Genomic DNA, 22,947 nt, shown 5'->3' with positions numbered 1-22,947 from the left:
GAGGCTGCGCCGGTTGCTCGTACGCGTCGTCGTGCGACACGTCGTGCTTCTGCGCCTGCTGGTGCGCCTGTGTCTGCTGAGGCTGTCGAGGCTGTTGTTCCGGCTGCTGAGGTGAAGGCGGAGGCGGAGGCTGAGGTCGTCGAGGCGCCTGTGGCGGTTGAGGAGGCTGCGCCGGTTGCTCGTACGCGTCGTCGTGCCACCCGCCGTGCCTCCGCGCCCACCGGTGCTCCCGCCGCCGAGGAGGCCGCCGCGGCCCCCGACGCCGAGTCCGCCGAGCAGGCCGAGATCGCCGTCGAGGCACAGGCCGCCGAGCCCGTGAAGGCCCCCGCCGCCGAAGCGGCCGCCGAGGACGCCGCGCCGCGTCGCACCCGGCGCCGGGTCGTGCGGCAGGCCGCGTCCGGGTTCTCCGAGCCCGCCCCGCAGCCCGCCCAGGCGGTCGCCGCCGAGACCGCCGAGACCGCCGAGCCCGAGTCGCGCCGTCGGGCGCGGCCCGCCGTGGCCGTGTTCCAGGCGCCCGTCTTCACCGAACCGAAGTTCCAGACCCCGGAGCGGGCCGCCGCCGAGGCCGCCGCCGAGGCGGCCGGAACCGAGGAGACCGAGGAACTCACGGAGGAGCAGGCCGGCTCGCGCCGCCGTCGCCGCCGCCGGGGCGCGGGTTACGAGGAGACCGAGGCCCGGGCCGTCGAGACCCCGGCCGAGACCCCCGTCGAGGACGAGACCGAGGAGGCCGAAGAGCCGGAGGACTCGGTCGAGGACGCCGCCGAGGGCGACGAGGCCGAGGAGACCGGTGCGCGCCGTCGCCGTCGGCGTGGTGGCCGCCGTCGCCGCCGCGGCGAGGCCGGTGAGAGCGCGGACGCCGAGTCCGAGGAACTCGCCGCCGAGCAGGCCGCGCAGGACGCCGAGGACACCGCCGAGCAGGAGGAAGAGGACGCCGAGGACGCCCACGCCGACGAGGCCGGCTCCGCCGGCAGCCGTCGCCGTCGCCGTCGCCGTCGTCGCGCCGGTGACACCTCCGCCGACGCCGAGCCCGGCGAGGGCGACCCGGAGCGCACGGTCGTCAAGGTCCGCGAGCCCCGCAAGCCCGCCGAGCCGTCCGACGAGGTGCAGTCCATCAAGGGCTCGACCCGTCTCGAGGCCAAGAAGCAGCGCCGCCGGGAAGGCCGTGAGCAGGGGCGCCGACGCGTCCCGATCATCACCGAGGCCGAGTTCCTGGCCCGCCGCGAGGCCGTCGAGCGGGTGATGGTCGTGCGCCAGCACGGCGACCGTACGCAGATCGGCGTCCTGGAGGACGGCGTGCTCGTCGAGCACTACGTCAACAAGGAGCAGTCGACCTCGTACGTCGGCAACGTCTACCTGGGCAAGGTCCAGAACGTGCTGCCGTCGATGGAGGCCGCCTTCATCGACATCGGCAAGGGCCGCAACGCGGTGCTCTACGCCGGTGAGGTCAACTTCGAGGCGCTGGGCATGGCGAACGGCCCGCGTCGTATCGAGTCCGCCCTGAAGTCCGGCCAGTCCGTCCTCGTCCAGGTGACGAAGGACCCGATCGGCCACAAGGGCGCCCGTCTGACCAGCCAGGTCTCCCTCCCGGGCCGTTACCTCGTGTACGTCCCCGAGGGCTCGATGACCGGCATCAGCCGCAAGCTGCCCGACACCGAGCGCGCCCGGCTGAAGACCATCCTCAAGAAGATCGTCCCCGAGGACGCGGGCGTCATCGTGCGCACCGCCGCCGAGGGCGCGAGCGAGGACGAGCTGCGCCGGGACGTCGAGCGACTGCAGGCGCAGTGGGAGGACATCCAGAAGAAGGCCAAGAACGGCGGCAGCTCAAGCGCGCCTTCGCTGCTGTACGGCGAGCCGGACATGACCGTCCGGGTCGTGCGCGACATCTTCAACGAGGACTTCTCCAAGGTCGTCGTCAGCGGTGACGACGCCTGGGAGACCATCCACGGGTACGTCTCGCACGTCGCCCCGGACCTCGCCGAGCGGCTGTCGAAGTGGACCTCCGAGGTCGACGCCTTCGCCACCTACCGGATCGACGAGCAGCTCGCCAAGGCGCTGGACCGCAAGGTCTGGCTGCCGAGCGGCGGTTCGCTGGTGATCGACCGGACCGAGGCGATGGTCGTCGTCGACGTCAACACCGGCAAGTTCACCGGCCAGGGCGGCAACCTCGAGGAGACCGTCACCAGGAACAACCTGGAGGCGGCCGAGGAGATCGTCCGCCAGCTGCGGCTGCGCGACCTCGGCGGCATCATCGTCATCGACTTCATCGACATGGTCCTGGAGTCGAACCGGGATCTCGTCCTGCGGCGCCTGCTCGAATGCCTGGGCCGGGACCGTACGAAGCACCAGGTGGCCGAGGTGACCTCGCTGGGCCTCGTCCAGATGACCCGCAAGCGGGTCGGGCAGGGGCTGCTGGAGTCCTTCTCGGAGACCTGCGTCCACTGCAACGGCCGTGGCGTGATCGTCCACATGGAGCAGCCGGCCTCCGTCGGCGGCGGAGGCAAGCGCAAGAAGCGTGGCCGCGGCGGCGACGGACATGTGCACGAGCACGAGGCCGTAGTCACGGAGGCCGTCGAGACCGCCGAGCAGGAGGCCGAGAGCGAGGCCGAGGCCATGGCCGAGGTCGTGGCCGAGGTCGCGGAGCCCGTCGCGCTGCCCGCGCCGGACATGGCGCCGGACGAGGAGCTGTACAGCAGCATCGCCGAGGCGGAGGCCGCGGCCACCCGTGGCCGTACGCGCCGTCGGGCCGGCCGCCGGGCCTCGGCTCCGGCGGGCGCGCCCCGGAAGCAGTCGGCGAAGGCCGAGGCCCCGTCGCGCGACGCCGCGAAGGCGGAGGCCGAGGTGGAGGTCGCCGAGGTGCCCACCGCCCAGGCTGTCCCGGCCGCGGCGGAGGCCGCGCGTCCGGTGCAGCCGGAGACGGCCGCCGAGGCGCTCGCCGAGCCCGCCGCCGTCGAGGACGCGGTGGTCGCCGCGCCGTCGACCGAGGAGACCGCGCCCAAGGGCCGTACGCGCCGTCGTGCGACCCGGAAGGTGTCGGCGCCCGCCGGTTCCCCCGCGGGTGCCGAAGCGGCCGTGGTGACGGTCGCCGAGGCCGCGCCCGTGGCCGAGGCCCCGACGGCTCCCGAGGAGCAGGCCGAGGCCGCGGCTCCGGCCGAGGAGGCGCCCGTGGAGAGCGCCGCCCCGGCCCGTCCGCGCCGCCGTGCGGTGCGCAAGGCCACCGCGCCCACCGCGCCCACCGCGTCCGAGGAGACGGCCGTCGTGGTCGTCCCGTCGGCGGAGGCGCAGGAGCCCGCTGCCGCCGAGGCGGAGACCGAGGAAGCCGCTCCGGCCAAGAAGGCGGCTGCCCGCAAGACCGCCAAGAAGGCCACGGCGAAGAAGGCCGCCACCAAGAAGACCGTGGCCAAGAAGACGGTCGCGGCCAAGAAGACGACGGCCAAGAAGGCGGCCAAGACCGCCAAGACGGCCGCCGCCAAGTCGACGGCGAAGAAGACCGCGGTCTCCGCCGCCGCCGACGAGGCCTGACAAGGCCCGGAGCGAGGGGTGCGGCCGGTCCCGGTGACCGGCCGCATTCCCCCGAGCTCTAGGCTTCGTTCGAGCAGGGGGACCCCCAGCGGGACCCGGCCGGTTTGACCCCTTCGGCCACGGCCCCGTAACCTTGACCGTCGGCGTGTCCACTGAACACGCCACATCCCCGTAAACCTCTTCCTCCCGGGCACACGGTTGGCCGGGAGAGGTCGCCCGTGACGATGCTGGGCGGCTGGCCTGCGGGGGTGCCGTTTCCGAGCGAGAGAGAGATCCGCGTGTACGCCATCGTGCGCAGCGGTGGTCGCCAGCACAAGGTTGCTGTCGGCGACATCGTTGAGGTTGACAAGATTTCCACTGCCAAGGTTGGCGACACGGTCGAGCTCTCGACCCTGCTCGTTGTCGACGGCGACGCTGTGACCAGCGACCCGTGGGTGCTGGCCGGCATCAAGGTCCAGGCCGAGGTCGTGGACCACCACAAGGGCCAGAAGATCGACATTCTGCGCTACAAGAACAAGACCGGCTACCGCCGTCGCCAGGGCCACCGCCAGCAGTACACGGCGATCAAGGTCACCGCGATCCCCGCGGCTGCGAAGTAAGGACTGAGGAGACATGGCACACAAGAAGGGCGCATCGTCCACCCGGAACGGTCGCGACTCCAACGCCCAGCGGCTCGGCGTGAAGCGCTTCGGCGGTCAGGTCGTCAACGCGGGTGAGATCCTGGTCCGCCAGCGCGGCACCCACTTCCACCCGGGCGCCGGCGTCGGCCGTGGCGGCGACGACACCCTGTTCGCGCTGCAGGCCGGTGCGGTGGAGTTCGGTACCCACCGTGGCCGCAAGGTCGTGAACATCGTTCCGGTCGCCTGAGCTCAGGCCTGAACCGAACGCTTTCGCGAGGCGGACCTCACTTCCCGGTCGGGAAGGCGGGTCCGCCTTTCGCGTGTTGACATTGGTAATACCCGCACGTTTCTGGAGGCACTGAACCATGACCACCTTCGTGGACCGCGTCGATCTGCATGTCGCCGCGGGTAACGGAGGTCACGGCTGTGCCTCCGTCCACCGCGAGAAGTTCAAGCCGCTGGGCGGACCCGACGGCGGCAACGGCGGGCGCGGCGGTGACGTGATCCTCACCGTCGACCAGTCGGTCACCACGCTTCTCGACTACCACCACTCCCCGCACCGCAAGGCCACCAACGGCAAGCCGGGCGAGGGCGGCAACCGCTCCGGCAAGGACGGCCAGGACCTGGTCCTTCCGGTGCCGGACGGGACGGTCGTCCTGGACAAGGCGGGCAATGTGCTCGCCGACCTGATCGGGCACGGCACGTCGTACATCGCCGCGCAGGGCGGCCGGGGCGGCCTCGGCAACGCGGCGCTGGCGTCGGCCCGCCGCAAGGCGCCCGGCTTCGCGCTGCTCGGTGAGCCCGGGGACCTGCAGGACATCGTCCTGGAGCTGAAGACGGTCGCCGACGTGGCGCTGGTCGGCTACCCGAGCGCGGGCAAGTCCTCGCTGATCTCGGTGCTCAGCGCGGCCAAGCCGAAGATCGCCGACTACCCCTTCACGACCCTTGTGCCGAACCTGGGCGTGGTGACCGCGGGCGCGACCGTGTACACCATCGCCGACGTGCCGGGACTGATCCCGGGCGCCAGCCAGGGCAAGGGGCTGGGCCTGGAATTCCTGCGGCACGTGGAGCGGTGCAGCGTGCTGGTGCATGTGCTGGACACGGCGACCCTGGAGTCCGACCGTGACCCTGTCTCCGACCTCGACGTCATCGAGGAGGAGCTGAAGCAGTACGGCGGCCTCGACAACCGGCCCCGGATCGTCGTCCTGAACAAGGTGGACGTGCCGGACGGCAAGGACCTGGCCGAGATGGTCCGGCCCGACCTGGAGGCGCGCGGTTACCGCGTCTTCGAGGTGTCGGCGGTGGCGCACATCGGACTCAAGGAGCTGTCGTACGGCCTCGGCGACCTGGTGGCCAGGGCGCGGGCCGCGAAGCCGAAGGAGGAGGCGACGCGGATCGTCATCCGGCCCAAGGCCGTGGACGACGCGGGCTTCACCGTGAGTCGCGAGGAGGTGGGCGGCGAGCTGCTGTTCCGGGTGCGCGGCGAGAAGCCCGAACGCTGGGTCCGCCAGACCGACTTCAACAACGACGAGGCCGTCGGCTACCTCGCCGACCGGCTCAACCGCCTCGGTGTCGAGGAGCAGTTGATGAAGGCGGGCGCCCGCTCCGGCGACGGCGTCGCCATCGGTCCCGAGGACAACGCGGTCGTCTTCGACTGGGAGCCCTCGGTCATGTCCGGTGCGGAGATGCTCGGCCGGCGCGGCGAGGACCACCGGTTCGAGGAGCAGCGCCCCGCGGTGCAGCGGCGCCGGGACCGGCAGGCCGAGCGGGACGAAGCCTTCCAGGACTTCGACAGCTTCGACCCGTTCGAGTGACATATCCGGAGCCGGGCCAGAGCTGAAGCGGTGAACGCCGGGGAAAGGCGGCACGCACTCCAGGGCAACCCCGTCGCTCTCCGGTGAGTCGTACAGGGCGTCGCGGACGAGGATCTTGTGCTCTCCGCGGGTCAACTGCCCGTCCGATTCCCGGAGTCGACGTGCCCTGGACTTCCCCGTCGAGCACTCGCCGCACCGTCGTGGTGGCCGTCGCCCTGCTCGCCGCGACCTCCGCGACGCTGCCCGACGCCCATGCCCGGCCCACGGCCGCCGCCGCCGTCGAGGCCCTGAAACAGGACTTCAACGGCGACGGCTACGCGGACCTGGCGTCACCGCCCCGTCCGCGACCGTGGGCGGCAGGAGGAAGGCCGGTTATGTGGCCGCTCTGCCGGGCGTCCAGGAGGCCGGGGACGAGTTCGGACGGTCGGTCTCGGTCGGCGATGTCGGCGGGGACGGATACGGCGACATCGTGGCGGGCATTCCGTACGAGGACGCCGGCGGGCTGAAGAACGCCGGCACCTTCGCCGTCGTACCCAGCGGGCCGCACGGGGCGACCGGCGCCCGCACCAAGGTGTTCGGCCAGAGCAGGGCCGGCGTGCCCGGGACGGCCGAGGGCGGGGATCTCTTCGGCACCAACGTGCACTTGGCGGACGGCAACGGCAACGGCGACGGCCGGGCGGAGCCGATCGTGGCCGCGCTCGGCGAGGACGCGCAGGCGGGTGCCGTGTGGGTGTTCGGCGCCGGCTCCACCGGGGCCACGGCCGCCCGCTCCTTCTCCTTCGGCGCCCGCTCCCTCGGCACCACTGTGAACCGCGCCCGGCTCGGCGACGCGTTCCCTCGCTGATCAGAACACAGCCCGTTCGCCTACTGAGTCCGCGTCGCATTCCGATCTACCGTCAGACCCGTTGTGGCACAAGGGTGTTGGGTGCCGCAACGGGTCTTCCGTTGTCTGCTTGTTTGTCATGCTCGCGAAGGCTTCCGTTCAGCGGACGGACCGTCCGGCCGTGGGAGCTTCCGAAGGTCCGAAGAGGTCACTGTGGTAAGGGAGTCAGCGAATGACCGCATCATCGCCCGACCGACGCCGCTTCATCACCGCAGGTGCCGCCGTCTTAGGTGCCGCGGCCTCCGCCCAGCTCTGGCTGCCGGCCCCCGCCCGCGCGGCCGAAACCCCGCTGCCTGACGGTGTGTTCAGCCTCGGCATCGCCTCCGGCGACCCGCTGCCCGACGGCATCGTGCTGTGGACCAGGCTCGCTCCCGACCCGCTGGGCGGCGGCGGCATGCCCGACGCCGTGGTGCCGGTGCAGTGGGAGATCGCCGAGGACGAGGGCTGCAGAAAGACGGTTCGCCGGGGCGTCGCCGATGCCAGACCCGAGTACGGGCACAGCGTTCACGTGGACGTTCGGGGCCTGCGCCCGGGGCGCACCTACTGGTACCGCTTCCGCACCGGCGGCCAGATCTCGCCCACCGGCCGCACCCGCACCGCGCCCCACCCGCACAGCAGGGGCGGCTCGCTGCGTGTGGCGCTCGCCTCCTGCCAGAACTGGCAGCACGGCTACTTCACCCCGTACGCCGACATGCTCGCCCAGGACCCCGACTTCGTTCTCTTCGTCGGCGACTACATCTACGAGTCGACGCCCTCGTCGACGGGCGTGCGCCGGCACGAGGGCAAGGGGGAGCCGTACACCCTGGTCCAGTACCGCAACCGCTACGCCCAGTACCGCACCGACCCGGACCTCGCGGCGATGCACGCGAACGCCCCCTGGGTGGTCACCTTCGACGACCACGAGGTCGACAACGACTTCGCCGGCGAGATCCCGCAGGACCCCGACAAGCAGTCGCACGACGCGTTCGTGGCCCGGCTGACGGCGGCCTACCAGGCGTACTACGAGCACATGCCCGTCCGCGCCACCGCCGTCCCGAACGGACCGCACATCCAGATGTACCGGCGCCTGGAGTTCGGCCGCCTGGCCCGAGTCAACGTCCTGGACACCCGGCAGTTCCGCAGCGACCAGGCCACCAGCCAGGCCGGCGCCGAGGACCCGTCGATGACGATGCTCGGCGCCGCGCAGAAGGAGTGGCTGCTGGACGGGCTGCAGGACTCCCCGGCCCGCTGGAACCTGATCGCCTCCCAGATCATGATGGCCGAGACCGATCTGCTGCTCGGCGAGGGCAAGCTCTGGTTCTACGACGCCTGGGACGGCTACCAGACCGAACGCAACGCGCTCCTGGAGGCGTTCCAGGACGTCCGCAACCCGGTCGTGCTCAGCGGTGACCGGCACCTGACGATGATCAGCGACCTGAAGCTGGACTTCGCCGACCCGGACTCCGACGTGGTCGGCGCCGAGTTCGTCGGCACCTCCATCTCCAGCAACGGCGACCAGGACCAGGCCGCCTTCCACGCCCAGTGGGACCCGCTGAAGGCGGACAACCCGCACTGGAAGGTGATCGACGCGCACCGCGGCTACCACCTCTTCGACATCCGCCGCGACGGCATCGACGCCCAGGTCCGGGTCGTGGACACGGTGGTGAAGCCGCAGGCCACCGCGAGCACGCTGGCGCGGCTGCGGGTGGAGTCGGACGAACCGGGCGTGAACCTGGTCTGAGGCGTGCGGGGCCCTGGGACTCACCGCAGTCCCAGGGCGCTCAAAGGTAAGTCCTGGGTAAGTCTCCTACCGTCCGTTGACCATGGAGACGGACCGTACGAGAGACGCCCGCCCCGCTGCCGCCCGACACCCGATGGAGGCCGCGCCGGCCGTCTGCGCCCGGCCCGTGATGGTGGGCGAGACCCTGCCCACCGACCGGCACTGGACGCGGCTGCTGAAAATCGTTCCCTCACCCTGGCCGAGACCGAAATGCTGCGGAATCTTGATGTGGAATTCCGCGGCAATGGACTGCCCGACGAGCTGTATTCCGAGCTCGTTCGTAACGGCGCGGTCATGCATATGAAGAACGCGTGCAGTCCCACCCAGCAGGACGTGAAGATTGCCACGCCCCGGTGGGCGTTCGAGGCCGCCGCGGACATCGGCGCCGAGATGAGCGACCGGATCGCGGCGATGGGCGTGCGCGTCCTCGGTGACCCGGCGCTGCAGCGCCGTACCGGAGCAGACGGAATCCGGCCACCCGGTCTCCGACGAGGCGCGGATCTCACCGGAAGTGGCCGCGCAGGCGTTGCACGGGGCCCTCGCCGCGGCCGCCTCGGTGCCCGCGCGGGCCGGCTCCGGCCCGCACGGTGCACCAGACGTCGTCGAAGGAACTCGTCGGGGTACTCGGCCATCGGTGCCTGCAGCGACTGCGGCGCCGCTGAGAGTGGACTTACTCACAGCAAATTCACGGGGACTTCCGGGAGCCCTCGTGAGGACGACGGCCATCACCAGGACTGCAAGGTGAATGAGAGGTTGCGGCCACATATGCAGCGAAGGACGCTCACCTTGCACTGCGGTAACCCGAAGTGGGACCATTTCGAGGTTCCCTGACGCCCCAAGGTAGGTCATCTGTGTCCCAGCACATAGCCAAGCCCCGAACCACCGCAGTGATCCTGGCCGGTGGAACCGGTCAGCGCGTGGGTCTGTCGATCCCCAAGCAGTTGCTGAAGATCGCCGGCAAGGCAGTCATCGAGCACACCCTGACCACCTTCGAGAACGCCGACTCGATCGACGACGTCATCGTGCTGATGGCGCCGGGCTATGTCCCCGACATCGAGAAGATCGTCGCCAAGGCCGGGTTCCGCAAGGTCAAGAAGATCATCGAGGGTGGCTCCACCCGGAACGAGACCACCGAGCGCGCCATCGCCGCCCTCGGTGAGGGCCTGGCCGAGGGCGAGGACCTCAACGTCCTCTTCCACGACGCGGTACGCCCCCTGCTGTCGCAGCGCGTCATCGACGACTGCGTCGTCGCGCTCGAGCGCTACCAGGCGGTCGACGTCGCCATCCCGTCCGCGGACACCATCATCGTGACCCGCACGCACGGCGAGGACGGTGAGTTCATCACCGAGATCCCGGACCGCTCCCGGCTGCGCCGCGGCCAGACGCCGCAGGCCTTCAAGCTGTCCACGATCAAGCGGGCCTACGAGGTCGCGGCCGGCGACCCCAACTTCCAGGCCACGGACGACTGCTCCGTCGTGCTCAAGTACCTGCCGGACGTGCCGATCCACGTCGTCGCGGGTGACGAGTACAACATGAAGGTGACCCAGCCGGTCGACGTCTTCATCGCCGACAAGCTCTTCCAGCTCGCCTCGACCGCGGCCCCGGAGCAGAACGGCGAGGAGGCCTACCGCGAGCTCCTCACCGGCAAGACCGTGGTGATCTTCGGCGGTTCGTACGGCATCGGCAAGGACATCGCCGAACTCGCCGAGTCCTACGGCGCGCAGGTCTACGCGCTCGGCCGCTCCACCACCGGCACCCACGTGGAGAACCCGGAGGAGGTCGACGACGCGCTGTCCAAGGCGTACGCGGAGACCGGCCGGATCGACTACGTCGTCAACACCGCGGGCGTGCTGCGCATCGGCAAGCTCGCCGAGACCGACAACGCCACCATCGAGGAGGCGCTGAAGGTCAACTACCTGGCCCCGGTGCAGATCGCCCGCTCCTCGTACAAGTACCTGGCCGAGACCAAGGGCCAGCTGCTGCTCTACACCTCCAGCAGCTACACCCGCGGCCGCGCCGAGTACAGCCTCTACTCCTCGACCAAGGCCGCCATGGTGAATCTCACCCAGGCGCTGTCCGACGAGTGGGCCGGTGACGGCATCCGCGTCAACTGCATCAACCCGGAGCGCACCGCCACCCCGATGCGCACCAAGGCCTTCGGCCAGGAGCCCGCGGGCAGCCTGCTCTCCTCCGAGGCCGTGGCCCGCACCTCGCTCGACGTGCTGCTGTCCGAGCTGACCGGTCATGTCATCGACGTCCGCCAGCAGGACCCGACGGCGGCGGCCGGCCAGGCCTCCGGCTTCGAGCAGGCGCTCGCCAGCGTCCTGGACCGTCAGGACGGCGTGGCATAATCAACATCAAATAGGCAACTGAAATTCAGGCCTCTGTGGCTACGCGATCGCGGAGCATTCACAGAGGCCTGAATCCGTAGAGCTCCCAGACCGTCCGCAAATTGTCCGCAAGGTCTTATTCCGGCCTTTTTGTCAGCAAAAGGTTATCCGTGATATCCACCGCTATACGCGTCGCCCGGGTGGGCAGCGCGGCCGAGCTGGCCGCGGCGGCCCTGGTCTTGCTGGGCTTCCCGGCGCTCATGCTGGCCGCGCTCGTCCCGAGCGTCTACGCCTTCGCGGCAGCGGCCGCCGTGACGTACCTGGCGGACCACTATCTGCACCGCAAGGGCAGCTACCTGATCAACCGCCTCAGCAAGGTGCGGGCCGGTCTCTCGATCCGCTTCCTGATCCGGCAGCTGCTGCTGATCCTGCTGCTGGCACGGCTGTCGCTCTCGAACAACCTGATCTTCTACGGCGCCATCGCCTGCTTCATCGCGTTCTACGGCCTCCAGGCCCCGCACGGCGCGCTGGTCACCCTGATCCGCAACCGCCGCCGGATGCCGGTCGCCACCCGCAACATCGACCTGAAGTCGCGCATCCGCATCCCGGACGCCCCGCGACGCGGTCTGCTGCACCGCTCCGCGGAGAAGATGCTCCACCTCGACCTCGCGGCCGTCGCCGGTCTGCTGGTCTCCGCGGTCATGGACTCGGCCGTCGCCGGATTCGTCGGCATCGGCATCACGATCGCCCTGGGCTCCTTGTACGTCCTCGCGCTCATGCCGTACGTCCGTGGTAGCAAGACCCCGCCGAACGCCGAGAAGGTGCTGGCCGCCGTCGACGACTGGCTGGCCGCCTACAAGCCGGAGACGGTGCTCTACTTCTCCGGTTCCAAGGACTCCGCGTACCAGGTCAACATGTGGCTGGAGACGATGGAGCGGCTGGAGACCCGGCCGCTGATCGTCCTGCGCGAGCGCGTCATCCTGAACAACCTGGCCCCGACCACGGTCCCCGTCATCTGCGTGCCCGGAGGCGTGCACCTGATGAACCTGGACCTGTCCACCGTGCGCGTCGCCCTCTACGCGGCGAACGTCGGCAAGAACATCCACCTGCTGCGCGTCCCGACCATGAAGCACGTCTTCATCGGCCACGGCGACAGCGACAAGCTCGCCAGCGTCAACCCGTTCAGCAAGGTGTACGACGAGGTGTGGACCGCCGGCCGTGCCGGCCGCGACCGCTACGCCATCGCCGACGTCGGCGTCCGCGACGACGACATCGTGGAGGTCGGCCGCCCGCAGCTGGCGCCGATCCAGACGTGGCAGGGCGTGCCGGACGGTCGCATCCCGACGGTACTCTACGCGCCGACCTGGGAGGGCTGGGACGGCAACCCCGGCAACACCTCGATCGTGCTGGCCGGCGAGAACATCGTGAACAAGCTGGTGAAGGCCGACCCGCCGGTCCGCGTCCTGTACAAGCCGCACCCCTTCACCGGCACCGTCAGCGCCGAGGCCGGCGCCGCGCACCGGCGGATCACGGCCCTGGTCGAGAAGGCCGCCGCCGAGCGCGCCGCCGACTCCCGCTTCGCCGCCGACGCGGCCGCCCAGGCGCAGGCCACGGCCGAGCTGACCCGGATCGAGGCCCGTATCGCCGAGCTGTCCCGCACCGGCGGCGACAAGGGCGACGAGGCCGAGGCCAGCCGCGACGGCGTGGTCGACGTGCAGAAGCACGAGGAGATCGCCCGGCTGCGCGCCGAGTGGAACGCCGCGTACTGGCGCTCGTTCCCCGCGTACGAGCACCGGGTCATCACCGGCGCCGAGCCGCGTCTGTACGACTGCTTCAACGTCTCCGACGCGATGGTCTCCGACATCTCGTCCGTGGTCTCCGACTTCATCGCGAGCGGCAAGCCCTACGCCGTCACGGACTCCGCCGAGCTCGGCGTGGAGGAGTTCAAGCGGCAGAACACGGCCGTGCGCGCCGCGGTGATCCTGTCCAACAGCGCGGGCGAGCTGGGCGGGCTGCTGGACGCGGTCCGCGACCCCTCGGCCGATCCGCTGGCGGCGGACCGCACGGAGCTCAAGCGCTATCTGCTGGGACCGGACGAGCCGAAGTCCATCGACCAGTTCAACGCGGCGGTGGCGGACCTCGCCCTCAAGGCCGAGACCCGCAACGTGGGCCAGGAGGCCCGCGCCGCGGCCGGTACCGCGGAAGAGGTCGAACTCGCGGATGTGCTGCCGGGACAGCGGCTGTCGTCCACGGGTGACACGGACGGTGTGACCGCGGGCTGACGTCCCGACCGGACGACGACCGCGCGGACAGGCGGAAGCGAAGCAGGGCCCGGCCCCGAGGAGCACTCCTCGGGGTCGGGCCCTTTGTTGCCGGGTGTCGCTCTGACCTGCAGGTTCAGGTCTCTTACCGTTCCCTCTTACTCCCGCTTCGCCTTGGCGGTGAGCATCTCTTACCGGTGGTCCGTACTGTCCGGTGTCACCCGCCAGAGCCCCTGTCGATCCGCTCGTCATGTGATGTGGACCACGGAATGTGTGCGGTGAAGCAACCGCTTCACCCCGTCCACCGTCTAACAATTTGCGATTAAGGCGATTCGGGGGAAATGTTCCGTTGACAAGGGGGAACCGTGACCGTCGTGACGCAGCCTGATGTGACTGTGATCATCGGGGCGTACGAAGCGATGCCGTACCTGGTCGAGTGTCTGGCTTCGGTCGAGGCACAGACCATCGACCCGAGACGTCTCGAGGTCATAGCGGTCGACGACGGTTCCACGGACGGCACCGGGGAGTGCCTGGAGGAGTTCGCGGCCCGTGCGGCCATGCGGGTCACCGTGATCCGGCAGAAGAACTCCGGCGGTCCGAGCGGTCCGCGCAACGTCGGCCTCGGCAAGGCTTCCGGGCGGTACGTGTTCTTCCTCGACGCCGACGACCGGCTCGGCCCCGAGGCGCTGGAGCGCATGGTCGCCATGGCCGACAAGAACAGCACCGATGTGGTCCTGGGCAAGGTCGAGGGGATCAACCGGACCCCGCCGAAGTCGATGTGGGGCAAGACGCTGGACCGTACCGACGTCTTCTCGTCCAACATCAAGTTCACCCTGAGCGCCCAGAAGCTCTTCCGCCGCGAGCTGCTCGAACGGCACGGGATGCGGTTCGACGAGTCCCTGTGGACCGGCGAGGACGCGCTGTTCACGATGGAGGCGTATCTGCGGGCCGACGGGGTCTCCGTGCTCGCCGACTACCCCTGCTACTACCTGGTGGGCCGCGAGGACGGCAAGCACGTCACGAAGAGCGGCAGTTACACGCTCCGCTTCGACTCCGCACGGGCCCTGATGAAGCTGATCGCCGAGATGGTGCCCGCGGGCCCCAAGCGCGACACGCTCATGATCCGGCCCTTCCTGATCACCCTGCTGCCGCAGTTCGGCCCCAAGTACCTCAAGGACAGCGAGGAGGTCAGGCGGCACAAGTTCGAGCTGGCCAAGCCGCTGATGGACGCCTATTGGACTCCGGAGGTCGCCCGCCGGCTCCGCGTCCACGAGCGCCTGCGGCTGCACCTCGTGGCCATCGGCCGACCCGAACTCCTCAAGGACGTCGTGGAGTTCGTCAGAGCGAAGAGACAGGCCGCCGCCATCCTGGAGAAGCGCGGCACCCGCGTCTACCTCGTCTACCCCCACTTCCGCTCCCGCGAGGCGGGCCTCCCCGACTCCCTCTACCTCGCCGAACCCCGGGAGGCCCGAGCTTTCGAGGGCTACCGCGAGGCCTCCGCGAACTCCTTCCTGCGCCGAGCGATACGAAAGGTACGGCGCTCCCTGCCGACGGGGGGCTTCCCGGCGGCAGCGTGACGCTGCCGCGGGGCCGGTGCCTGCGGCGGCCTCCCGGCCCTCCACTCGCCGGCCCCAGCGACCTCCCGGTCCTTCCACCGCCGGTCTCAGCCGCCTCGTACTCAGCCCACCGCAGCGGACCGTATGGCTCGGCGGCAGTTGGCCACCTCGTGCTCAACCCGTCCGCGCCCAGGGTCGGCTCCGCCGGGGCCCGGTATGGCCACGCATGCCGCGACCGGCCCAGCCGCCACCCCTCTCGTGGCGCACCCAGCCGAGCCGTCCCAGCCGGAGGCCCGGGCCCTAATCCCGGCCCGACTGCAGTGCCCTGCGGATCGGTCTGCCCACTGCGCGTCGGGCGCGGCGGTAGACCGAGGGGGTTGGGGTGGCCGGCGTCAGTCTTGCCGTGGTCTTGGTGCCGGTTCGGGTGCGGGCCAGGTCTCGTTTCAACTGGGCGTTGTCTACCGACAGTTCGTTGATGCGGGTGTGCAGCCAGCTGAACCGCGCGGTCAGTGACGCCATGTCCGAGTCGTTCCAGGGGCGGACCCCCGCCGGGAACGAAAGTGAACGCATCCGCTCCTCGAAGGCCGCGCCGCCGTCCCCGTGGGTGAAGGTGTTCTCCAGCCCGTTCTTGTCCAGGAACGCCGTGAACCGCTCGAAGCGTTCCGGGTGACCGCCCACCAGCTTGGTGAAGTCGGCGTCTTCGTAGAGCCGCGCCGGATCCGCGCTCTCCGGGTCCTTGACGACCTTGTCCAGCCGCCGGTGCGGAATGTCGAAGTACCGGCACAGCTCCAGCGTCCGCGAGTCCCCGCACAGCACCGTCGCCGGCGTACCGGCGAGCAGCGCCGCGATGTTGCCGTGGATGCGGGAGCCGAAGGAGAAGTCGAAGGAGCGCAGGTCGTCGATCCAGGTGACGGGGTCGACGTACACCCGGACCTTGTCCTCCCGGTACATCGGATGGTCGGGATGCGTCGGCATCGCGGTCACCCGGGCGTTCGGGTCCGACAGATCCCGCCAGTGCAACTGCCGTGCGTCGCTGAGGTTCTGCCCGATGAAGCGCAGACGCGGATACCGCTCGTGGGCGCGGTCGATGATCCCGTCCAGACCCTGCGCCCGCACCGCGCTGTGCGAACCGTTGATCGCGATCCGGGACTCCGGCGTCAGCGCCACCGCCCGCTTGTGCACGCCGAGTTGATGCCCGTACATGAACAGCGACGGGCAGCCGATCACCTCGACGTCCCGGAACCCCATGTCCTTCAGGTACTGCTCGGTGAACTCGCCCCGGACCCCGATCGACGCACTGCGGTCCAGCACCGCCGAGACGAACTCCCGCACCGCCGGCTCGATCCGCTGCAGCCGCGTCGGGTTGTAGTTCACCCCGGTCTGCGCCCCGACCCCCAGCACCACCACCGGGATCCTCAGCCGGGTGATGAGCCGGGTCAGCCGCCGCAGCCCGTTCTCGAAGGAGGGCCGGAACGCGTTGGCGAGCGGCACGACGAAGGCGTCGTACTCCTCGTTGATCCGGGATGCCGCCGCCACCTCGGTGCTGATCCCGTTGGAGACCACCTCCGTGGCCGGGGTCTCCAGGATCTTGTGCGAGGCGTCGCTGAAGATCAGGTTGCCGGAGTTGGTGGCGATGACGTCCCGATGGAGGGCCTCTTCGACAGAGAAGACGTCGTAGGGACTCTTCCCCGATCTGAGGAGGATGCGCTTCGCGCCGCGATCTTTAGGTGACACAAAGTTCAAATTAAGTTTTGACAGTCTTTAATTTCCATACACAACCAGCGCAACCTTTTTGCCGTAAGCGCAGTGTGATCGGACGATCACATGACGTCTGTCCGGTGTGTGGACCGATGCGCAACGCACCATCCCGTTCGCGTAGATTGCCAGGCGGACAGCCGTATCGTGTCGCGAGGGGACGGACCGTAAGTGGCAAGGGCAAGGCAGGCCGTGGGCGAGGCCCGCAGGATCGTCGTCAAGGTCGGCTCCTCGTCGCTGACCACCGCATCGGGCGGCCTGGACGCCGATCGCGTCGACGCGCTCGTCGACGTCCTCGCCAAGAGCCGCAGCGGGGGAGAGAAGGAGATCGTCCTCGTCTCCTCCGGCGCCATCGCCGCCGGCCTCGCCCCGCTGGGCCTGCGCCGCCGCCCCAGGGACCTCGCCCGCCAGCAGGCCGCCGCCAGCGTCGGCCAGGGTCTGCTGGTGGCCCGCTACACCGCCTCCTTCGCCCGCTACGGCGTCCGCGTCGGGCAAGTCCTGCTCACCTCCGACGACATGAGCCGCCGCGCCCACCACCGCAACGCCTCCCGCACCCTCGACAAGCTGCTCGCGATGGGTGCGTTCCCGATCGTGAACGAGAACGACACCGTCGCCACCGACGAGATCCGCTTCGGCGACAACGACCGACTCGCCGCCCTCGTCGCCCACCTCGTCCACGCCGACCTGCTGGTCCTGCTCTCGGACGTCGACGGCGTGTACGACGGCGACCCCAGCAAACCCGGGACCTCGCGGATAGCGGAAGTTCGGGCGCCCGAGGACCTCGCCCACGTCGAGATCGGCAACGCCGGCAAGGCGGGTGTCGGCACCGGCGGCATGGTCACCAAGGTCGAGGCCGCCCGGATCGCGGCCGCCGCCGGCATCCCCGTGGTGCTCACGAGCGCGATCCACGCGGCCGACGCCCTCTCCGGCGCGGACACCGGCACCTACTTCCACCCCACCGGCAAGCGCTCCGCCGACCGCCTGCTGTGGCTGCAGCACGCCTCCACCCCGCAGGGGCACCTCACTCTCGACGACGGTGCGGTGCGCGCGGTCGTGAAGGGCCGCAAGTCGCTGCTGCCGGCCGGAATCGCCGCCGTCGAGGGGGAGTTCAGCGCCGGCGACCCGGTCGAGCTGCGCGACGGAGAGGGGCGCGCGGTGGCCCGCGGGCTCGTCAACTTCGACGCCAAGGAGATCCCCCAGCTGATCGGGCGTTCGACACGGGAACTGGCCCGGGAACTGGGGCCGTCGTACGAACGCGAGGTCGTACACAGGGACGACCTGGTGATCCTCCACCCGTAAACCGGGGCGTAACGACCGCCCCCGGTGGGGGACGTTCCGTAAAACCGCCCCGCGGAGCCGTGCGGCCTGCTCAACTTTCTCTCAGGAACACGTTCCCGAGTCGCTGCGTGAAGGAGGCCGTCGTGAGACGAGTGCGCCCTGGGGCGGCGGCGTCCCGTGGTGCTCTGACGAGCGTCGCGGCCGGGGACACCTACAAGGAGCCCAAGGACCTGCCACGCCTGTGGCATGTCACCCTCAGCGTCTCGGGGGAGGAAGTCCCCCTGAAGGACCTGCGGCGCGCCCTGGAGCAGCTCGCCCATGACCACCCCTTCCTGCTGACCAGCCGGTACGCCAACGACCACGCGGAGATCCGCTACTGGGAAGAGGCGCGCGACCTGCACGACGCGGCCGCCGTCGCGCTGCGCCTGTGGGGCGAGCACCGCCAGACCGCCGGGCTCCCCGCCTGGGAGATCGTCGGCCTGGAGGTCATCGACCGCGAGACCTACCACCAGCGCGTCTCCGAGGGCTACGGACCGCCGCCCGCGACCCCGGTGGGGATTCATCCCTTCTGATCCCTTACGGGTGCCTTGTGGTCGCTTACAAGCGTTTCGTCCCTCTTGATCCCGTCTCGCGGTGTGGAACAACCGCTGGACGGCCCCGGCGGGCGCACTACCCTTCCCTCATGACCACGCTCTCGCCGTACGACGCCATGTCCCCGGTCACCCAGGCCGCCTACCGTGCCAAGGCCGCCGCCGCCGACCTCGCGCCGCTGCCGCGTGCCGTGAAGGACGACGCGCTGCTCGCCATCGCGGACGCCCTGGAGGTCCGTACGAGCGAGATCGTCGAGGCCAATGCCAAGGACATCGCCAAGGCCCGGGAGGCCGGCACCAGCGAGGCCATCGTCGACCGGCTCACCCTGACGCCCGAGCGGGTCCGCGCCATCGCCTCCGACGTGCGGGACGTCGCGGGGCTGCCCGACCCGGTCGGCGAGGTGGTCCGCGGCTCCACCCTCCCCAACGGCATCGACCTGCGCCAGGTCCGTGTCCCGCTCGGCGTCGTCGGCATCATCTACGAGGCCCGCCCGAACGTCACCGTCGACGCCGCCGCCCTGTGTCTGAAGTCCGGCAACGCCGTCCTGCTGCGCGGCTCGGCCTCCGCCTACGAGTCGAACACCGCCCTCGTCCGGGTGATCCGCGACGCCGTGGGCGGTGCCGGGCTGCCCGCCGACGCCGTGCAGCTCGTGCCGGGAGAGAGCCGCGAGAGCGTGCGCGAGCTCATGCGCGCCCGCGGCCTGGTCGACGTGCTGATCCCGCGCGGCGGCGCCTCGCTGATCCAGACGGTCGTCTCCGAGTCCATCGTCCCGGTGATCGAGACCGGCACCGGCAACTGCCACGTCTACGTCGACGCCCGGGCCGACATCGACATGGCCGTCGAGATCCTGATCAACTCCAAGGCCCAGCGGGTCAGCGTCTGCAACGCCGCCGAGACCCTCCTGGTCCACCAGGACATCGCCGCCGAGTTCCTGCCGCGTGCCCTGGACGCTCTCGCCGAGGCCGGGGTGACCGTGCACGCCGACGAACGCGTCCTGGCGTACGCCAAGGACTCCAAGGCGACCGTGGTCGAGGCGACCCCGGAGGACTGGGAGACCGAGTACCTCTCGTACGACATCGCCGCCGCCGTCGTCGACTCCCTCGACAAGGCGGTCGAGCACATCCGGCTGTGGACCTCCGGCCACACCGAGGCGATCGTCACCACCTCCCAGCAGGCCGCCCGCCGTTTCACCCAGCTGGTCGACTCCACGACGGTGGCGGTGAACGCGTCCACCCGCTTCACCGACGGAGGCCAGTTCGGCTTCGGCGCGGAGATCGGCATCTCCACGCAGAAGCTGCACGCCCGCGGCCCGATGGGTCTGCCGGAGCTGACCAGCACCAAGTACATCGTCACCGGCGACGGCCACGTCCGCCGCTGACGGAGCCGCCCTCCCGGGCACGTGAGAGGCGTCTCACCAGACGGATGAATTTCCATACCGTCTGCCCAAATTGACCCCCCAGGTCTACTCTGGATCCGTGCCGGAGGACGTGGGGGGCACGCCGTTCCCGGACGGCTGGGAGCCCGACGACGACCACGACCACGGGGTGTCGGACGAAGAGTTCGCCTCCGTGGTCTTCGACGAGGCCTTCGTACGAGCGGCCGTGGTGCACGAGCCGACCGCCGTCGAGCGCCTCCTGGCCGCCGCCCAGGCAAGAGCCGAGGCCTCCGAGGCCGAGGCGCGCCGGGCGCACGCCGCCGGCGAACGCTTCGACGACGGGTACGGCCCCGACGGGCACGATTTCGGCCGTGGCGGCGACCTCGACGACCTGGACGACACCGAGGTCCTCGACGACGGCTACGGCGCCCCCGGGACATACGGCAGGCAGGTCCGCTGGCATCGCCCCGTCGCCTGGGTGCTCGCGCTCGTGATGGGCATCGGCATGGTCGCGCTGGCCTTCGCGGCCGTCTACCGCAGCGCCTCCTCGGGCGACCGGGACCAGGTCCCGCCCCCCGCCTCGACCGGCCTGGAACAGGGCAGTGCGGCGGCTCCCTCCGTTTCCGCCGACACCTCCCAGCCGGCCGTCTCGGCGATCCCGCGCTCGCCCTGAACTGCCTGTCGTCCTCCTGGTGAGAACCTGTCAGAACTTGTCGTGTACCAGGGCGTTTACCCGAGCCTCTCCAGACCTACTCTGAAAGTATGGGCGGGCCTGGAGACCCACCGGAGGGGACACCCGAGGGCGGCCCCGTGGGTGGCGAGGACGAGTACCGATCCGTCGTCTTCGACGAGTCGTTCGTCCGTGCTGCCCGGCTTCAGGAGTACTCCGCGCAGGAGCGCATGGCCGACCACGCGCCCGCCGTACGCCGTCGCCCGCCCCTGCACCGGGGGCTGACCCGGCAGGCGCTGATCCTCGTCCTGCTGATCGCCATCGCCTTCGGCACCGCGATCTACATGGGCGTACGCCACCCGTACAGCTCCCCGCAGACCCGGCAGCCCGTCGATGCCCTCCGGATGACCGTCATCCCGCTCTCCCCACAGGGCAAGGTGCCCGGCTCGGCCGACGCCGAGTACCTGTACGCGCACAGCCCCGCCGCGCAGTACGCGGTCGGCGCCGAGGGGATTCCGCTGCCCGCCTCCCGGCGCACCGCCCACTTCTCGGACGGCGACGTCGTGGCCGCCCTAAGCACGGCGAAGGACTACATCGTCCGCTCCTCGCTCTACCCCGAGGTGCTCAGCAGCAGCCAGTTCCACCCGGCGCGCGTCCTGGTCGACCCCGACCAACTCGACCAGTTCGACCAGAGTTTCGAACACCCTGCCGCGGACGGGCGGCACGCGCCCACCGGCTGGCTGGTTCGCTTCGACGCCTCCCACGCACAGCTGGCCGACCGCAAGATCCGTGTCCAGGGCACGCTGCAAGCCGCCGAGACCAACTCGTCCACCCTCGAGGTCACCGCGGACCACACGTTCGTGTATGCGCTCCGGCCGACCGGCGCCGACGACAAGGCCCTGGTGTCCCTGTTCACCGTCCGCCGCGAGTTGACGTTCCGCTTCGACCGCGACGACCTGCGCACGCACCAGACCCAGCTGGTCGTCTCCTATGTGCAGGCGGGCCCGCTCTCCTGCGCCGGGGACTCCACCAAGCACCTCAACCCGCTCCTGGCCGGCCAGACCGCCAAGGCAGGCGGCCCGGCAGGGACCAACCCCTACGCCACGGGCAGCGCAACGGCCCTCTGCGGAACCCTGGCCACGGGGGCCGAGCCGACGGCTTGAGAAGGGGCGGAGCCGGTCCCCGTACCCGTGCCGGGTCCTCCGCCGGCGTCAGCCGGCGGGTGAGCTCGCGGCCGTAACCGTGCCCCAGACCCTTCGCCCGTCCTGGCCGTGCCGGTCCTGGCCCGTGCCCGCGCCCGCCCTGTGGTGTCGGCCTCCCCGGCGCAACCGTGCGCTGCCGTGCCGGGACGCGAAGCGGTCGTGCCCGAGCCGATCCGTGCCCGAGCCGATCCGCGTCCGCTCGGCCCGCGCCGGGGGCAGCCGACCGGAGGGTTACTCCTCGTCCTGCGGCGGAGCCTTCGGCGGGGGCGGGCTCGCGAAGCCGTCGAAGCCCCGCTTGACCCGGCCGCCCAGGTTCCCGGCCCCGCCGGCGAGGTCGGTGACCAGCTTCATCAGCGGGTCCTTGGAGCTCTTCACGTCACTGGCATAGCTCGCCGCCGACTCACGGAACGAGTCGCTGACCGAGGTGTCCTTGTCCTCGCTGCGCCGCGGGTAGTGTCCGTCCATGATCCGCTGGTAGTCGCGGGTCCCGGCCCACTTCTTCAGCTCGGCCGCCCGCACCGCGGTGAAGGGGTGGGAGCGGGGCAGCACGTTGAGGATCTTCAGCACGGAGTCGCGCAGGTCGCCGCCCGCCTCGTACTCCTCGGCCTGCTGCAGGAACGCGTCCACGTTCATCTCGTGCAGATGGTTGCCGCCCGCGATCTTCATCAGGCCGCGCATCGAGGCCTGCAGATCCTGTCCGACGAGCAGCCCCGCCCGGTCGGCGGACAGCTCCGACTTGCGGAACCACTCCCGCAGCGCGGTCACGATCGCCATGATCGCGAGGTTGCCCATCGGTATCCAGGCGATCCTGAGCGCGAGGCTCGTCAGGAACAGCAGGATCGTGCGGTACACCGCGTGACCGGACAGCGCGTGCCCCACCTCGTGGCCGACGACCGCCCGCATCTCCTCCTCGTCGAGCAGCTCGACGAGGCCCGTGGTGACGACGATGATCGGCTCGTCCAGGCCGATGCACATCGCGTTCGGCTGCGGGTCCTGCGTGACGTACATCGGCGGGACCTTCTCCAGGTCCAGGATGTAACAGGCGTCCCGCAGCATGTCGTTCAGATGTGAGAACTGCTGGTCCGACACGCGTACCGAGTCGGACAGGAACAGCAGCCGCAGACTTCGCTCCGGCAGCAGCCCGCTGAGCGCCTTGAAGACGGTGTCGAAGCCGCTCAGCTTCCGCAGCGCCACCAGCGCGGAGCGGTCGGCCGGGTGCTCGTAGGCACGCGAGGAGATACCCGGGAAGCGCCGGCGCTGCCTGCTCGGTACGCGCTCGTTCCCGTTCTGCTCGTGACCGTCGCTGGACATGTCATCCCCCATGTGCGTGTGTG

At 70.3% G+C, this 22,947-nt stretch carries 16 protein-coding genes; 14 read left to right on the top strand and 2 right to left on the bottom strand.

Going from position 1 to position 22,947, the window contains the following annotated elements:
• The 9 genes from Q8A52_RS31720 to Q8A52_RS31680 form a co-directional block, all read left to right on the top strand.
• Window positions 1–3,519, top strand: a 3,519-nt coding sequence (locus Q8A52_RS31720; protein WP_316757672.1) for an Rne/Rng family ribonuclease, incomplete at its 5' end; no start/stop codon positions are given.
• Between the two features lie 278 nt (window positions 3,520–3,797).
• Window positions 3,798–4,118: a 50S ribosomal protein L21 gene (gene rplU / locus Q8A52_RS31715; RefSeq protein WP_100826193.1), complete on the top strand. Its 321-nt coding sequence runs from the start codon at window positions 3,798–3,800 to the stop codon at window positions 4,116–4,118.
• 13 nt (window positions 4,119–4,131) lie between these two features.
• Complete coding sequence (gene rpmA, locus Q8A52_RS31710; protein WP_023550764.1) at window positions 4,132–4,386, top strand: 50S ribosomal protein L27; 255 nt, start codon at window positions 4,132–4,134, stop codon at window positions 4,384–4,386.
• Window positions 4,387–4,504: 118 nt separating this feature from the next.
• Window positions 4,505–5,953: a GTPase ObgE gene (gene obgE, locus Q8A52_RS31705; RefSeq protein ID WP_316757670.1), complete on the top strand. Its 1,449-nt coding sequence runs from the start codon at window positions 4,505–4,507 to the stop codon at window positions 5,951–5,953.
• 376 nt (window positions 5,954–6,329) lie between these two features.
• Window positions 6,330–6,797, top strand: a complete 468-nt coding sequence (locus Q8A52_RS31700) for a hypothetical protein (protein ID WP_316757668.1) — start codon at window positions 6,330–6,332, stop codon at window positions 6,795–6,797.
• Window positions 6,798–7,008: 211 nt separating this feature from the next.
• Window positions 7,009–8,556, top strand: coding sequence for an alkaline phosphatase D family protein (locus tag Q8A52_RS31695; protein WP_316757666.1), 1,548 nt, complete (start codon window positions 7,009–7,011; stop codon window positions 8,554–8,556).
• Window positions 8,557–9,446: 890 nt separating this feature from the next.
• A complete protein-coding gene (locus Q8A52_RS31690; protein ID WP_316757665.1) occupies window positions 9,447–10,946 on the top strand; it encodes a bifunctional cytidylyltransferase/SDR family oxidoreductase in 1,500 nt (499 codons plus the stop codon).
• A gap of 179 nt (window positions 10,947–11,125) precedes the next feature.
• The gene (locus Q8A52_RS31685) at window positions 11,126–13,207 is read left to right on the top strand and encodes a hypothetical protein (RefSeq protein WP_316757698.1); all 2,082 of its coding nucleotides are present in this window, start codon (window positions 11,126–11,128) and stop codon (window positions 13,205–13,207) included.
• A gap of 398 nt (window positions 13,208–13,605) precedes the next feature.
• The gene (locus Q8A52_RS31680) at window positions 13,606–14,763 is read left to right on the top strand and encodes a glycosyltransferase family 2 protein (protein ID WP_316757696.1); all 1,158 of its coding nucleotides are present in this window, start codon (window positions 13,606–13,608) and stop codon (window positions 14,761–14,763) included.
• 279 nt (window positions 14,764–15,042) lie between these two features.
• Here Q8A52_RS31680 and Q8A52_RS31675 read toward each other — a convergent pair whose 3' ends face one another.
• A complete protein-coding gene (locus tag Q8A52_RS31675; RefSeq protein ID WP_316757663.1) occupies window positions 15,043–16,476 on the bottom strand; it encodes a polysaccharide pyruvyl transferase family protein in 1,434 nt (477 codons plus the stop codon).
• A 213-nt stretch (window positions 16,477–16,689) separates the two neighbouring features.
• Here Q8A52_RS31675 and proB point away from each other — a divergent pair, with 213 nt between their 5' ends.
• From proB to Q8A52_RS31650, 5 genes are all read left to right on the top strand, one after another.
• Window positions 16,690–17,796 (top strand): glutamate 5-kinase, encoded by a 1,107-nt coding sequence (gene proB / locus Q8A52_RS31670; protein WP_316757694.1) that lies wholly within the window; start codon window positions 16,690–16,692, stop codon window positions 17,794–17,796.
• Between the two features lie 122 nt (window positions 17,797–17,918).
• Window positions 17,919–18,347 (top strand): hypothetical protein, encoded by a 429-nt coding sequence (locus Q8A52_RS31665; protein ID WP_316757661.1) that lies wholly within the window; start codon window positions 17,919–17,921, stop codon window positions 18,345–18,347.
• Window positions 18,348–18,457: 110 nt separating this feature from the next.
• A complete protein-coding gene (locus tag Q8A52_RS31660) occupies window positions 18,458–19,744 on the top strand; it encodes a glutamate-5-semialdehyde dehydrogenase (RefSeq protein ID WP_316757659.1) in 1,287 nt (428 codons plus the stop codon).
• Window positions 19,745–19,841: 97 nt separating this feature from the next.
• Window positions 19,842–20,414 carry an SCO2584 family spore wall biosynthesis protein gene (locus tag Q8A52_RS31655; RefSeq protein ID WP_450818388.1) on the top strand — a complete coding sequence of 191 codons (573 nt, stop codon included), beginning with the start codon at window positions 19,842–19,844 and terminating at the stop codon, window positions 20,412–20,414.
• 89 nt (window positions 20,415–20,503) lie between these two features.
• The gene (locus Q8A52_RS31650; protein ID WP_316757656.1) at window positions 20,504–21,574 is read left to right on the top strand and encodes an SCO2583 family membrane protein; all 1,071 of its coding nucleotides are present in this window, start codon (window positions 20,504–20,506) and stop codon (window positions 21,572–21,574) included.
• Window positions 21,575–21,844: 270 nt separating this feature from the next.
• On the opposite strand, the gene Q8A52_RS31645 is transcribed toward Q8A52_RS31650, so the two are convergent.
• Complete coding sequence (locus tag Q8A52_RS31645) at window positions 21,845–22,924, bottom strand: M48 family metallopeptidase (RefSeq protein ID WP_316757654.1); 1,080 nt, start codon at window positions 22,922–22,924, stop codon at window positions 21,845–21,847.
• Window positions 22,925–22,947 lie beyond the last annotated feature (23 nt).

This window comes from Streptomyces herbicida, from assembly GCF_032656585.1.
Classification (GTDB): Bacteria; Actinomycetota; Actinomycetes; order Streptomycetales; family Streptomycetaceae; genus Streptomyces; species Streptomyces herbicida.
Note: the sequence above shows the minus strand (reverse complement) of the source record. Positions and strands in the feature narration are given on the sequence as shown.